Origin of the sequence: Bradyrhizobium sp. SZCCT0153 (assembly GCF_018129995.1) — a bacterium.
GTDB classification, from domain to species: domain Bacteria; phylum Pseudomonadota; class Alphaproteobacteria; order Rhizobiales; family Xanthobacteraceae; genus Bradyrhizobium; species Bradyrhizobium japonicum_G.
On record NZ_JAFCKS010000007.1, the window covers coordinates 225,880 to 239,893 of the forward strand.

General features: G+C 63.7%; 14 protein-coding genes, 1 tRNA gene and 1 pseudogene. 12 read left to right on the top strand and 4 right to left on the bottom strand.

Annotation, left to right across the window (positions count from 1 at the left end; all coding sequences use genetic code 11):
- Positions 1-132: 132 nt before the first annotated feature.
- Positions 133-209, bottom strand: a tRNA-Asp gene (locus JQ572_RS27795).
- Between the two features lie 159 nt (positions 210-368).
- Positions 369-572 carry a hypothetical protein gene (locus JQ572_RS27800; protein ID WP_211386021.1) on the bottom strand — a complete coding sequence of 68 codons (204 nt, stop codon included), beginning with the start codon at positions 570-572 and terminating at the stop codon, positions 369-371.
- A 258-nt stretch (positions 573-830) separates the two neighbouring features.
- Here JQ572_RS27800 and JQ572_RS27805 point away from each other — a divergent pair, with 258 nt between their 5' ends.
- A complete protein-coding gene (locus tag JQ572_RS27805) occupies positions 831-1,739 on the top strand; it encodes an alpha/beta fold hydrolase (RefSeq protein ID WP_249129428.1) in 909 nt (302 codons plus the stop codon).
- Here the strand turns inward: JQ572_RS27805 and JQ572_RS27810 are convergent.
- Entirely contained in the window at positions 1,736-3,028 is a 1,293-nt protein-coding gene (locus JQ572_RS27810) for a spinster family MFS transporter (protein WP_211386022.1), read from the bottom strand. The two genes, JQ572_RS27805 and JQ572_RS27810, sit on opposite strands and share 4 nt — an antisense overlap.
- A gap of 111 nt (positions 3,029-3,139) precedes the next feature.
- A pseudogene (locus JQ572_RS35460) lies at positions 3,140-4,337 on the bottom strand (Rieske 2Fe-2S domain-containing protein).
- A 184-nt stretch (positions 4,338-4,521) separates the two neighbouring features.
- On the opposite strand from JQ572_RS35460, the gene JQ572_RS27820 reads away from it, so the two are divergent.
- From JQ572_RS27820 to nuoF, 11 genes are all read left to right on the top strand, one after another.
- Positions 4,522-5,037: a MarR family winged helix-turn-helix transcriptional regulator gene (locus JQ572_RS27820; protein ID WP_211386023.1), complete on the top strand. Its 516-nt coding sequence runs from the start codon at positions 4,522-4,524 to the stop codon at positions 5,035-5,037.
- A 175-nt stretch (positions 5,038-5,212) separates the two neighbouring features.
- On the top strand, positions 5,213-7,456 hold the full coding sequence (locus JQ572_RS27825) for a TonB-dependent siderophore receptor (RefSeq protein WP_211386024.1): 2,244 nt from the start codon (positions 5,213-5,215) through the stop codon (positions 7,454-7,456).
- Between the two features lie 54 nt (positions 7,457-7,510).
- Complete coding sequence (locus JQ572_RS27830) at positions 7,511-7,807, top strand: hypothetical protein (RefSeq protein WP_211386025.1); 297 nt, start codon at positions 7,511-7,513, stop codon at positions 7,805-7,807.
- Between the two features lie 306 nt (positions 7,808-8,113).
- On the top strand, positions 8,114-8,479 hold the full coding sequence (locus JQ572_RS27835; protein WP_007603535.1) for an NADH-quinone oxidoreductase subunit A: 366 nt from the start codon (positions 8,114-8,116) through the stop codon (positions 8,477-8,479).
- Positions 8,470-9,057: a NuoB/complex I 20 kDa subunit family protein gene (locus JQ572_RS27840; RefSeq protein WP_211386026.1), complete on the top strand. Its 588-nt coding sequence runs from the start codon at positions 8,470-8,472 to the stop codon at positions 9,055-9,057. The genes JQ572_RS27835 and JQ572_RS27840 overlap by 10 nt, the downstream gene beginning before the upstream one ends.
- A gap of 11 nt (positions 9,058-9,068) precedes the next feature.
- On the top strand, positions 9,069-9,683 hold the full coding sequence (locus JQ572_RS27845; RefSeq protein ID WP_211386027.1) for an NADH-quinone oxidoreductase subunit C: 615 nt from the start codon (positions 9,069-9,071) through the stop codon (positions 9,681-9,683).
- A gap of 2 nt (positions 9,684-9,685) precedes the next feature.
- Positions 9,686-10,882 carry an NADH-quinone oxidoreductase subunit D gene (locus JQ572_RS27850; protein ID WP_211386028.1) on the top strand — a complete coding sequence of 399 codons (1,197 nt, stop codon included), beginning with the start codon at positions 9,686-9,688 and terminating at the stop codon, positions 10,880-10,882.
- Positions 10,882-11,841 (top strand): FkbM family methyltransferase, encoded by a 960-nt coding sequence (locus JQ572_RS27855; RefSeq protein ID WP_211386029.1) that lies wholly within the window; start codon positions 10,882-10,884, stop codon positions 11,839-11,841. Before JQ572_RS27850 ends, JQ572_RS27855 begins: the two co-directional genes overlap by 1 nt.
- Before the next feature lie 12 nt (positions 11,842-11,853).
- Positions 11,854-12,465 (top strand): NADH-quinone oxidoreductase subunit NuoE, encoded by a 612-nt coding sequence (gene nuoE, locus JQ572_RS27860; RefSeq protein ID WP_211386030.1) that lies wholly within the window; start codon positions 11,854-11,856, stop codon positions 12,463-12,465.
- Positions 12,465-12,671, top strand: coding sequence for a hypothetical protein (locus tag JQ572_RS27865; RefSeq protein ID WP_211386031.1), 207 nt, complete (start codon positions 12,465-12,467; stop codon positions 12,669-12,671). Before nuoE ends, JQ572_RS27865 begins: the two co-directional genes overlap by 1 nt.
- Positions 12,672-12,686: 15 nt before the next feature.
- Positions 12,687-14,012 (top strand): NADH-quinone oxidoreductase subunit NuoF, encoded by a 1,326-nt coding sequence (gene nuoF, locus JQ572_RS27870; protein WP_211386032.1) that lies wholly within the window; start codon positions 12,687-12,689, stop codon positions 14,010-14,012.
- Positions 14,013-14,014: the final 2 nt, after the last annotated feature.

The following is a 14,014-nucleotide window of genomic DNA, read 5'->3' on the forward strand; positions in this document are numbered from 1 at the left end:
GTCGTGGAAGGCCTAGACGATTCGGGCGCGGGCTGACTATGCCGCGAGTTCCCGACGGACGCCGGCAATCGCCGGCACAGCCGCGAAAGGCGTCGAGAAGTTTGGTCTAAGGCTATGAAGGGATTGCCAAAATGGCGCGAGAGACGGGGCTCGAACCCGCGACCTCCGGCGTGACAGGCCGGCGCTCTAACCAACTGAGCTACTCCCGCGTGGTTCGCTGAAAGCGCGCGGAACGAGGGGGGACTTAAAGGCGGGGCTTGGTGAAGTCAAGGATGTTGCGCTTTGCCGGGGTGCCCCAGCTAAGTATTGCTTTGGAAAACGAAAAGGCCGCCCGGAGGCGGCCATTGGTCAGCCCGGAACAGGGCGTGTCAGCGAATCTCCGACGTCCCCGCGCTGGTCACCGCCACCGGCTTGCCGGCCTTGATGACGTGGGTGGACTGGGCGGTCTGGCTGAGATCGGCATTGGTGCGGGCCGCGATCCCGAAGCCGGTGACCAGAATGCCAGCCACCAGTGCCACCACCACGATCTTCAGGTGGGTACCGCGATCAGCAGAGTGAATTGAGTGGTTCATCTGAGCCTCCCGACGGGCTTTGCCGCCGTCTATGGCTCTTGTCTTAAGGACCGTCTGTTTCCGGATGGTTTCGCGGGTTCCGCAAAATGGTTTCATCTGGCCGATTAGCCGGTTTCTCCCTGGGGGCGGCCGAAGGGCCTTACGCGGTCTTACCTGGCGCGTAATCGCGGAGGCGATCCCGCCTTGTCATGATCGATTCCATCGGCCGCGACCGATGGGCCGACCGATCGGCCAAGAAATCGGCAATGGAGAAGCGCGATGAACCGTCGAACCGTCCTCGAAGCCACTTTGCTTGGGACTGCCCTCGCGGCAGCGTCCGGTGCGAGCACGCCAGCGGCAGCGGCCCAGCAGAATGAACGGCCGTCTTTTGTGACGGCCAGGGACGGCACAAAACTGTTCGTGCAGGATTGGGGCAGCGGACAACCCGTGCTGCTGCTGTCGGCCTGGACATTCGACGCCAGCATCTGGGGCAGCCAGATTGACGCCCTCAACGCAAAAGGCTTTCGCTGTATTGCGCCCGACAGGCGCGGGCATGGCCGGTCCGAGATGCCGTCCGCGGGTTATGACCTGGACACGCTGACCGGCGACGTCGCCGCGTTGATCGAGGCGCGCGACCTGCGCGACGTGACGCTGGTCGGCTTCTCGATGGGGACGGCCGAGGCGGTGAACTATCTCGGACGATACGGATCGGACCGGATCGCAAGGCTGGTGCTGGTTGCGCCGACGACGCCGTTCCTGGTCAAGACCGAAGACAATCCGGATGCGGTTCCGAAGGCGATGATCGAGGCCGACAACGCAGCCATCGCGCGCGACTTCCCGAAATGGATTGCGGCAAACGAAGCGCCGTTCTTCACTGCCGAGACACCCGAGATCACGAGGACCTGGATCCGCGAGATGATGCTGAGCGTGCCGCTGCCGGTGGCGCTGGCCTGCCGCAAGGCCATCGCCTTCGCCGATCTGCGCGCGGAAGCCGCCAGGATCGATCGCCCGACGCTGATCGTCCATGGCGACAAGGATGCCAGCGCGCCGCTGCCATTGACCGGTGCAAAGACCGCGAAGCTGATCAAGGGCAGCAAGCTGACCGTCTACGAAGGCGCCCCGCATCCGCTGCCGCTGACGCACGGCGAGCGCCTGACCGCGGACATGCTGGCGTTCATGGGCGGCTAGCCCGCCCGCTCGATGTCAGTGCGGATGGTTCGCGCCGCCCAGACGAACAGGAGAGCGCCCAGCGTGGTCGTGACGGCCGCCGAGAGCAGCGAATAGCGCACGGCGTCGGCGCCGTAAGCGCCCTTCAGGGCGTCGTTGACCACGCCAACGGCGAGCGGGCCGACGCCCTGGCCGAAGCAGGTCGCGGTGAGTGCGATCAGGGCGGAGGCGAGCGCGCGCATGCTGGGCTTGGCCACCGTCTGGGCGATTGCGAAGATCGGGCCGAGATGGAAGCCGACCAGGAACGAGGTCAGCGCCAGCATCGCCACCATCATCGTGAAATCCTGCGTCAGCATGCAGAGCGCAAACACGGGGCCAGCGAGCCCAGAAGTGATCGCGGGCGCCCACAGCTTCCAGCGATCGTCGCGGCGGCTCACTTGCGCCACCACGAAACCGCCGAGCAGGGTGCCGGCCATGCCGGCGAGCCCCTTGAAAGTGCCGGCATAGGTGCCGATCTCGACGCTCGACAGATGGTGCACGCGGGCCAGGAACGGCGGGATCCAGGCCGCGGTCGCGTAGTTCGTGTAGGTGGTGAGGCAGAAGCCGATCAGCACGATGACGAAGCTCCGCTGCGAGGCCAGGAAACGCAGCGTCGGCCCGAGCGGTTCGGGCACGAAGCTCTCCTGCATGGCGCCGCGCTTCGGCTCGGAGATCGTCATCCACAGCAGCACGGCGAGCAGGATGCCCGGCAGGCCCGCGACATAGAACGCCGATCGCCAGCCATAATGCTGGTTGACGTAGCCGCCGACGAAATAGCCGAGGAAGACGCCGAGATAGGTGCCGATGGCGTAGATGCCGAGCGCACGCGGACGCTCGTTCTTGGCAAAGAGGTCCGCGACGATCGACTGCGAGGCGGGCGAGCCGGCGGATTCGCCGATGCCGACGCCGATACGCGCCAGCGCCAGCGAGGTCACGCTGGAAGCCGCGCCGCACAGCGCCGTCATCGCGCTCCAGAACGCGAAGGCGAGGGCGACGATGTTGCGCCGGTTGAGCCGGTCGGCGACGCGCGCGATCGGAATGCCCAGCAGGGAATAGAACAGCGCGAATCCGAAGCCCGCGAGCAGGCACATCATGGTGTCGCTGAGCTGAAACTCCTTCTTGATCGGCTCAATCAGGACGTTGAAGATCGTGCGGTCGAGGAAGTTCAGCGCATAGATGATGGTGAGCAGGCCCAGCACGTAATAACGCCGCGCCGAGGGCTTTGCCGCGGCGGCCGTCTGCACCGACATTTGTGACGTTACATCGACCATCGCGCCCCCCAATTTGTCTTTGTTATCGTTGTCGGTCCAGCCCTTATTCGAGCCGGCGGCCTTGAAGCGCTTTCGAGCGAAGCGGATGCCGGTTCGCGTAAAGAAAACGCGTCAAGACAAGGAGCTGGAGTTCCGGATGTAGTTCCCCGCTTCGAATTCGACCGCGGGCGCGCTTGCATCGAACGAGACGCCGATCGGATCGCGATCGGCCGCCATCGTGTCGAGCTGCTCGGTCAGCATGCGCCGCAACATCAGGATGCCGCGGTCGCTCTGGCCGAAATGCTCCTCGGAATGGATGGTCTGCGGGCCCTGGCCGACCTGGGCTTCATAGTCGCCGGGGAATTGCTGGTGCTCGGCCTCGGTCATGTCCCACCAGAATTTTCCGTTGAACTTCGAGCGCATGCGGCCGATGTCGCCGGAATTTTTAACGCGGCCGGCGACGTAGATGCGGAAAGACGTGTCGTCGATCGGCAGCGTCCAGCCGATCGACTCGACGCGGGCGAATTGCGCCACGCGCGGGTTCGGCACGACGCGCAGGGTGGGGAGGACGGCTTCGGTGACGCGGTAGAATACCTTGCCGTCATCCTGCTTGCGGATCGAGCGCACCGCGATGCCGCGCGGCGTCTTGTCGAATTTCACCTCGGGCATCGAAGCCATCATGTTGGTGAATTGGGGTCCCGAGAACGAGCCGTGCAGCACCGGCACGTGATAGGGATCGACCACGTTCTCGAAATGCTGCAGCCAGTTGCATGGGATGACCGCCGGCCCGCCGCCGCCGATCGAGGAGTCATCAGCTTCGACGAACTCGCCGTCGTCCATCGTCTCCAGGCATTCGTAAGCCGGCAGCACCGGGCGTTTCTCGGCCGGACCCATATAGGCGAAGATCAGCCCGTAGCGCTCGTCGACCGGATACCAGGGCTGGCGCACCTTGTCCTTGAACTGGCCGCCGTCGGGCTCGCAGGGTTGCTCCAGGCAATGGCCTTCGGTGTCGAACTTCCAGCCGTGATAGCAGGATGCCGTCTTCCTCGACCTTGCCGTAATAGAGCGTGGTGCCGCGATGGCAGCAGCGCGCGTGCAGCAGGCCGACGCGGCCGTGCTTGTCGCGGAACAGGATCAAATCCTCGCCGAGCGCGCGCACCTTCTTCGGCGTGTCGGTGGCATCGCTGGTGAGCCCGACCGGATGCCAGTAGCGGCGCAGCAATTCGCCCATCGGCGTGCCGCGCACGACCGACGTGAGCTCGGTGCGCGTGTGTGGCGGCTTCATCGCATAGGCCGTGCCGAGATCACGATCCCGCTGGGTCGTCGTCATGCTGTTCCTCCCGCCGCGGGCCTTGGTGGCCGGTTCGCATCTTGGTGCGGTGTCCCAGTGAAAAATAATTCGATGACAATGTCAACGATCTTCTGGAATGCCTTTTGGTCGCATTTCGGAAGTGGCGGGGGAGGTTGCGCTACCAGCACTTGGCACACCCCGGCTTTCTTGGCAGAGGTGGATGATGAGCCATACATCGAGCAGGGACGGGCGCGGGTCGTCCGATGCGGACGAAACTCATTCGCCGGCGCCGATCACGGTGATGCTGTCGTCGCGGCTGATGGTGCTGGCCAATCTGCTCAAGCGCGGCGCCATCCTGCGCTACAAGCGCCTCGCCGGATTGTCCTCGGTCGAGTTCGGTCTCGTCGCTTCGCTCGGCCGGCGGCCGCCGATGAGTGTGGCGCGGCTCGCCGAAGCCGTCGGGCAGGACAAGGGACAGATCAGCCGTGCGCTCGCGGAACTCGTTTCGCGCAAGCTGATCGCGAAATCGGCGAACCCGAATGACAGCCGCGAGGTGCTGGTCGCTCTGACCGCGGCAGGGCTCGCCGCGCATGATGCAATCGTCGCAGGTGCGCAGGATCGCAATCGGCAATTGCTCGAGCAGTTGAGCAAGGACGAGTTCGAGACTCTCCTTGCGCAGATCGATCGTCTCACGGCGACCGCCGAGAAGATGCTCGAAGCCGAAAAAGTGTCGCGCTGATCGCTCGGTAACCCCCGGAAACGTTGGATCGTTTCTAAGAGCCTTTCTAAGACCTTTTCAATTAGGGAATTCGCGCGCGCTCCCATAAGCGTCACCGCAAACGCATGCCGTTGGGGGAACGACGGCATGACGTCGCAAACATGCAGCTTCGGGGTGCGCGTTGAACAGTCTTGGAATGCTGCGGTCGGCCGTGCTGGCGACCGCATCCGCTTGGGTTTTGGTGCCGCAGGCATCGTTCGCACAATCCTCCGCGCAGAGCGGCGCGCAGAATCTGCCGTCGGTGACCGTCGCCGCGCCGGAAGCGCGCCGACGTGCTGCCGCGACGCCGCAGCGTCGCGCGCCGCGCTCGGTGCAGAGCGCCAATCGAAGCAAGCCGCAGCCACAGCGCAATGTCGGCTTCGTCGAGACGCCGCGCGGACCGGTGAATGGCTATGTCGCCGGTCGCAGCTCGTCCGGTACCAAGACCAACACGCCGATCATGGAGACGCCGCAGTCGGTGTCGGTGATCGGCGCCGAGCAGATCCGCGACCAGAAGCCGAGCAAGTTCGACGAAGTCCTGCGCTATTCGCCCGGTGTTCGCGGCGAGACGTTCGGCGCCGATACGCGCAACGACTGGTTCCTGATCCGCGGATTCAAGTCTGACGACACCGGCCTGTTCCTCGACGGGCTACAGCTCTTCTACACGTCCTATGCGAGCTGGAAGCTGCAGCCATTCAATCTGGAGCGCGTTGAAATCCTGCGTGGCCCGTCCGCAGTGCTGTACGGCGGGTCGAGCCAGGGCGGCATCGTCAATGCCATTTCGAAGATGCCGCCGGCTGAACCGATCCGCTATGTCGAGGTCGGCGTCAACAATTTCGGCAACGGCTATCTCTCGTTCGACTTCGGCGGACCGGTTGCAACCGCGACGGAGCCGGGCAAGCTGTTCTATCGCATCGTCGGTCAGGTCAAGAATGGCGGCACCCAGGTCGACTTCACCCCCGACAACAACTACTTCATCGCGCCGTCCTTCACCTGGAAGCCCGATGCGGACACCACACTGACGGTTCTTGCCTCCGCTTCCAAGCAGGACACGCGCGGCATCGGCTTCCTGCCCTATGTCGGCACCGTCGTCGACGCGCCCTGGGGGAAGATTCCGACCAGCCGTTTCGTCGGTGACCCCAGCGTCGATAGCTTCAAGCGCGAGCAGGAGATGGTCGGCTATCAGTTCGAGCGCAACTTGTCGGACAGCGTCACCCTCCGTCAGAACGCGCGTTTCGCCCATGTCGACGTGACTTATGCAACGCTCTACGGCCTCGGTTATGCGACGACGGCGGCTGCCGCCAATCTGGCACGCGGCAACTTCTTCACCAATGGCGTTGCCAATCAGGCCAATCTCGACAATCAGGTCGAGTACCGCTTCTCGACTGGTCCGTTCCAGCACATTTCGTTGTTCGGCGTCGACCTCAAGCACTACAAGATCGACGACTATCAGGGTTTTGGCGGGGCGACTTCCCTCAACCTGCTCGATCCCGTCTACACGCAGACAGCGCCTTTCAGCGGCGCTCCGTATCAGAACGCCACGCTGACGCAGAAGCAGTTCGGCGTCTATGCGCAGGACCAGATCAAGCTCGATCGCCTGACGCTGGTGCTCTCGGGCCGCAACGACTGGGTCGACACCTATAACGATAACCACATCGGTGCGAACATGGGGCGCAACGACAGCGCGTTCTCGGGCCGCGCCGGACTGATCTACAATTTCGATGCCGGCCTTGCGCCCTACGTCTCCTACGCGACCAGCTTTAATCCGATCATCGGAACCAATTTTACCCTGAACCAGCTTTATCTGCCGGAGACGGCCAAGCAGGCCGAGGTCGGCGTCAAGTACCAGCCACATGGCTTCGACGGGCATTTTGGAATCGCGTTCTTCGACCTGAAGCGTGAAAATGTGCTCACGACAGATCCGAATAATGCGCTGCTGTCGGTGCAGACCGGCGAAGTGACCTCGCGCGGTATCGAGCTCGAGGCGGTCGCGAACGTCATGCCCGGCCTGAAGGTGATGGCGTCCCACACGGTCTACGACATCTTCGTCAGCCGCGACCTCAATGCCGCGCTGATCGGCAAGCTGCCGACCAATACGCCGAGCCAGCTCACTTCGGGCTGGGCCGACTACACGATCCAATCTGGTCCGTTGACCGGGCTCGGATTTGGTGGTGGCATCCGCTACGTTGGCCGATCATTTGCCGACAATATGAACACGCTGGAGGTGCCGGCCTACGTGTTGGGCGACGCGGCGGTTCACTACGAATGGCAGGGCTGGCGGTACGCGCTCAACGTCTCCAACATCACGGACAAGATATTCGTGGGAAGCTGCTCGTCGGCAAGCGCATGCTTCTACGGCGATCGCCGGCGCGTCACTGCCAGCGTCTCCTACAAATGGTGAGGACGGGCGAGGGGAAACGGCCATCGTAAGAGCCTGACCAGCGAGCCGCTGGTCTTGACCCCAGAGATCGGTGAGCTCGCGGGCTTTGCCCCCCGGCCCGAAGCTCATGCGAGCGCGGCGCGCGTGACGACACTCCACGTCACCGGAGCCGCGCTCGCGGCCAATCCGGGCCGGCGCATTTGTGGATGTATTCGCCAGACGAGCCCCGGTCCGATCGTGGTGCATGGCTCCCGGATCGGCCGCCTGGGGATACGCGTCTTTGCTGAACCTGGCCGGCGCGCGGCAGCGACCGTCACCGGCCTGCTTGCCGCATTGCTGTGGAATGCGGCTGCCTGCATGTCGCTGGGATGACGGTGGGGCACCTGTCCTCGTTGCAATCCGGACTTTGCTGCGGCGCGGCCTGAATAAAGTGAGCTTTCCCAACAGTGGACGTCACGGCCCAGCGCGCTTGGGCTGATCAGGGCGCCCTTGCTGGGGCGGTCGATCTGCTCCATACCAGCCGCGGGGTGATTCCGGGATTTTCACCGTTCTGGGGGCGGCAAAGGGCCTAAAAAGAGCGTGTCTTGCGCCCATTGGTGCACTGCGCTAAGGCTCAGAACAATTCCAAATCGGACGAATCCGTGGCTGTCCCGAGGCTGCGGGAAAAAGGGCTCGTCAATGAGCGGCATTCTGCAGAATTATCTTCCACTCGTGGTCTTTATAGGGGTAGCGGGCCTCATCGGCCTGGTGTTGCTGATCGCGCCGTTCATCGTGGCGTTCCAGCAGCCGGACCCGGAAAAGCTGTCGGCGTATGAGTGCGGTTTCAACGCCTTCGACGATGCCCGCATGAAATTCGACGTCCGCTTCTATCTGGTCGCCATCCTCTTCATCATCTTCGACCTCGAGGTGGCGTTCCTGTTTCCCTGGGCGGTGGCGTTCGGCAAGCTTGGCGCGACCGGCTTCTGGTCCATGGTGGTGTTCCTCGGCGTGCTCACGGTCGGGTTCGCCTATGAATGGAAGAAAGGAGCACTGGAATGGGATTGAACCCAGCATCGTCCGCCGGTCCGGTTCTCGCGCCGGCCCCCAAGGGCATCCTCGATCCGTCGACCGGCAAGCCGGTCGGGGCCAATGATCCGTTCTTCCTCGAGGTCAATTCGAAGCTGTCCGACAAGGGCTTCTTCACAGCCGCGACCGACGACCTCATCACTTGGGCGCGCACCGGCTCGCTGATGTGGATGACCTTCGGTCTTGCCTGCTGCGCGGTCGAGATGATGCAGGTCTCGATGCCGCGCTACGACGTCGAGCGCTTCGGTTTCGCGCCGCGTGCCTCGCCGCGCCAGTCCGACGTCATGATCGTCGCCGGCACCCTGACCAACAAGATGGCGCCGGCGCTGCGCAAGGTCTACGACCAGATGCCCGAGCCGCGCTACGTCATCTCGATGGGCTCCTGCGCCAACGGCGGCGGCTATTATCACTACTCCTACTCGGTCGTGCGCGGCTGCGACCGCATCGTGCCGATCGACATCTACGTGCCGGGCTGCCCGCCCACGGCGGAAGCGCTGCTCTACGGCGTGCTGCTGCTGCAGAAGAAGATCCGCCGCACCGGCACCATCGAACGCTAAGGTTTTACGTCATGGACGACGCCAAGCTCGACGCCCTGGGGCAGACGATCGTGAGCGCGCTTCCGGGCGCCGCCATCGGTCACGCGGTGGCCTTCAACCAGCTCACGGTCGATGTCGAGGTCAGCAGGATCGTCGAGGTGGTCAAGTACCTACGCGACGACCCGAAGTGCCGCTTCATCAACTTCACCGACATCACAGCCGCGGATTATCCGTCGCGCGAAAAGCGCTTCGACGTGATCTATCACTTCCTGTCCCCGACCCTGAACGCGCGGATCCGGCTCAAGGCCCAGGCCGACGAGACCACGCAGGTGCCGTCGCTGATCGAGGTGTTCCCCGGCGCCGACTGGTTCGAGCGCGAGGCCTACGACCTCTATGGCGTGTTCTTCGTCGGTCACCCCGACATGCGCCGCCTTCTCACCGACTACGGCTTCGAGGGCCATCCGCTGCGCAAGGATTTCCCGACCACCGGCTTCGTCGAGGTCCGCTACGACGACCAGGAGAAGCGGGTGGTGTACGAGCCCGTCCGGCTCAACCAGGAATTCCGCAAGTTCGACTTTTTGTCTCCATGGGAGGGGGCCGATTATCCGGTCCTTCCGGGCGATGAAAAAGCAGGGCCGAAGGTCTGATCATGAACGAGCAACCCGAACAGCTTCGCAATTTCACCATCAACTTCGGGCCGCAGCATCCAGCTGCGCACGGCGTGCTGCGCCTGGTGCTGGAGCTTGACGGCGAAGTCGTCGCGCGCGTCGATCCGCATATCGGCCTGCTTCATCGCGGCACCGAGAAGCTGATCGAGCAGAAGACCTATCTGCAGGCGATCCCTTATTTCGACCGCCTCGACTACGTCGCGCCGATGAACCAGGAGCACGCCTTCTGCCTCGCGGCCGAAAAGCTGCTCGGCATCGAGGTGCCGCGCCGGGCGCAGTTGATCCGCGTGCTCTATTGCGAGATCGGCCGCATCCTGTCGCATCTGCTCAACGTCACCACGCAGGCGATGGACGTCGGCGCGCTGACCCCGCCGCTGTGGGGTTTCGAAGAGCGCGAGAAGCTGATGGTGTTCTACGAGCGCGCCTCGGGCAGCCGCATGCATGCGGCCTACTTCCGCGTCGGCGGCGTGCATCAGGACCTGCCGCAGAAGCTGGTCGACGACATCGAGGCCTGGTGCGATCCGTTCCTGAAGGTGGTGGACGACCTCGACCGCCTGCTCACCGCCAACCGCATCTTCAAGCAGCGCAACGTCGACATCGGCGTGGTGCCGCTGAAGGAAGCCTGGGAGTGGGGTTTCTCCGGCGTGATGGTGCGCGGTTCGGGCGCGGCCTGGGATCTGCGCAAGTCGCAGCCCTATGAATGCTACGCCGAGTTGGATTTCGACATCCCGATCGGCAAGAACGGCGACTGCTACGACCGCTATCTGATCCGCATGGAAGAGATGCGCCAGTCCGTGCGCATCATGAAGCAGTGCATCCAGAAGCTGAACGCGCCTGACGGGAAGGGTCCCGTCGTCGTCGAGGACAATAAGGTCGCGCCGCCGCGCCGCGGCGAGATGAAGCGCTCGATGGAAGCGCTGATCCATCACTTCAAGCTCTACACCGAAGGCGTTCACGTGCCGGCCGGCGAGGTCTACACCGCGGTCGAGGCGCCCAAGGGCGAGTTCGGCGTCTATCTGATCTCGGATGGCACCAACAAGCCCTACAAGTGCAAGATCCGCGCGCCGGGCTTTGCCCATCTCCAGGCCATGGATCACATCTGCCGCGGCCATCTGCTCGCCGACGTCTCGGCGATCCTCGGCTCGCTCGACATCGTGTTCGGAGAGGTCGATCGGTAATGGGCCAGCAGGCGCCGATCCAGTTTGACCGTGCCTCGGGGGCCCTCGAAGGGGCCAACCTGTGGGAGCGGACGGCTGCCTTGGCGCTGGTGACGGGCTCGAAGATCTCGTCGCACTTCTCGCATATGGGCTACATCGCCTGCGCCAACCTGCTGCGCAAGACGCTGCCGGAGCGCAACATCGCGATCAGGCTCAATGCCGACGCCGTGTTCGAATTCCCCTACGGCGACGGTTACTGGAGCAAGCTGCTCAATCGCTCCTATAATTACGAAGATGAGCTAGAGCTCTTGTTCGCCAACGCCGCCGATGTCGACTACACGCTGATCGATTGCGGTGCGAACTACGGCTACTGGTCGGTATTGGTCTCGAGCGCGCCGTTCGGTGCCCACAAGGCGATCGCGATCGAGCCGTCGTCGGACAATTTCGCAAAACTGTCCAACAACGCCGCGGTGAATGGCCGTCGCTTCGAATGCATGCGCGTGGCAATCGGCTCCTCGCGCGGCACTGCGCGGCTGTCCGGCACCAAGCACGAGAAGTTCAGCATCGCGGGTCCCGGCGGCGGCGAGGAAGTGCCGGTCATCGCGCTCGACAATCTCATCGATGACGGCAAGGTCGCTCCGAACGGTAAATATCTGATCAAGCTCGACGTCGAAGGCGTCGAGATCGAGGCGATCAAGGGCGGCGCCCGGCTGCTCGAGGCCGACAGCGTCATCATGTGCGAGGAGCACGGCAGCGACCGCAGCCACGCGGTGTCGCGCTTCATCCTGGAACAGACCCCGCTGAAGCTGATCGTCTACGATCCCAGCTCGAAGCGTATGGAAACGGTGACCGAGCTGTCGATCCTCGATCGCATCAAGGTCTCGACCCACGTCGGCTACAATGTTTTCGGCACAGCAAGCGCATTCTGGCAGGACAGGATCAACGTCCTGAATGCCAAGACCGCGCGCCGTATGCAGTGAGAGATTGAACAGATGTCCGTTCGCCGATTAGCACCGAAGGAAGTCCAGCCCGCGAGCTTTGCGTTCACGGAGGAGAACCTCGCGTTCGCCAAGCAGCAGATCGCGAAATATCCTGCCGGCCGGCAAGCCTCCGCGGTCATCGCCATCCTCTGGCGCGTTCAGGAACAGCACGACGGCTGGGTTTCGGAGGCCGCGATCCGCGCCGTCGCCGACTTGCTCGACATGCCCTATATACGCGTGCTGGAAGTGGCGACCTTCTACACGATGTTCCAGCTCGCACCCGTGGGCAAGAAGGCCCACGTCCAGGTCTGCGGCACCACGCCGTGCCGCCTGCGCGGCGCCGAGGATCTCATCCACGTCTGCGAGCACCGCATCCATCACGATCCGTTCCATCTGTCCAAGGACGGCAATTTCAGCTGGGAAGAGGTGGAGTGCCTCGGTGCCTGCGTGAACGCGCCGATGGTGCTGATCGGCAAGGACACCTATGAGGATTTGACCAAGGAAAGCTTTGGCAAGGTGCTCGACGGCTTTGCGTCGGGCAATCCGCCCAAGCCCGGCCCGCAGAACGGCCGCCAGTTCTCGGCGCCGACCGGCGGGCCGACCACGCTGAAGGAAGTCACCTGATGCGTGATCTCTTGCCGCCGGCAGTGGAGGGACGTGCTGCCATGAAGAAGTGGGGCTTCATCGCCATGCATGCCGCCGTGGCGGCCACATTCATTTTCCTGCTGCAGCGTTTCAGTCTGAACGCGTCGCTGGAATCCAGCCTGCTCTGGGCGCTGACCTTCGCCGTCTGCGCCGCCGGACTTGCCTACAAGCAGTCCAATCGTTGATCGGAAAGCACTGACATGCTCGAGGACAAGGACCGCATCTTCAAGAACCTCTACGGCCTCCATGATTGGGGGCTCGAGGGCGCGCGGCGCCGCGGCGCCTGGGATGGTACGAAGAACATCATCGACAAGGGCCGTGACTGGATCATCAACGAGATGAAGGCCTCGGGCCTGCGCGGCCGCGGTGGCGCCGGCTTCCCGACCGGTCTCAAATGGTCGTTCATGCCGAAGGAATCGACCGACGGCCGGCCGAGCTATCTCGTCGTCAACGCCGACGAGTCCGAGCCCGGCACCTGCAAGGACCGCGAGATCATGCGGCACGATCCGCATCTGTTGATCGAGGGCTGCCTGATCGCCAGTTGCGCGATGAACGCGCATGCCTGCTACATCTATGTCCGCGGCGAGTTCATCAGGGAGCGCGAGCATCTCCAGGCCGCGATCGACCAGGCCTATGAGGCCAAGCTGGTCGGCAAGGACAACGTCAACGGCTGGCCGTTCGACATCTTCGTCGCGCACGGCGCCGGCGCCTATATCTGCGGCGAGGAAACCGCGCTGCTCGAAAGCCTCGAAGGCAAGAAGGGCCAGCCGCGCCTGAAGCCGCCATTCCCGGCCAATGTCGGCCTGTTCGGCTGCCCGACCACCGTCAACAACGTCGAGTCGATCGCGGTTGCGCCCGACATCCTGCGCCGCGGCGCCGCGTGGTTCGCCGGCATCGGCCGTCCGAACAATGTCGGTACAAAGCTGTTCTGCATCTCCGGCCATGTCGAGCGGCCCTGCAACGTCGAAGAGGCCATGGGCATTCCGTTCCGTGAGCTGATCGAGAAGCATTGCGGCGGCATCCGCGGCGGCTGGGACAACCTCAAGGCCGTGATCCCCGGCGGCTCGTCGGTGCGCATGGTGCCGGCCGAGCAGATCATCGACACGCCGATGGATTTCGACAGCTTGAGCAAGCTGCGCTCGGGTCTCGGCACCGCGGCCGTGATCGTGATGGACAAGTCCACCGACCTGATCCGCGCGATTGCCCGCATCTCCTACTTCTACAAGCACGAGAGCTGCGGCCAGTGCACGCCGTGCCGCGAAGGCACGGGGTGGATGTGGCGTGTGCTCACCCGCATGGCCGACGGCCGCGCCCACAAGCGCGAAATCGACATGCTGCTGGAAGTCACAAAACAGGTCGAAGGCCACACCATCTGCGCGCTCGGCGACGCTGCGGCGTGGCCGATCCAGGGCCTGATCGCGCATTTCCGTCATGAGATCGAAGCGCGCATCGACCAGTATTCGCACAAGGCTGACATCGACGATATCGGCGTCCGCGATCCCGTGAACATGGTCGCGGCGGAGTAAGA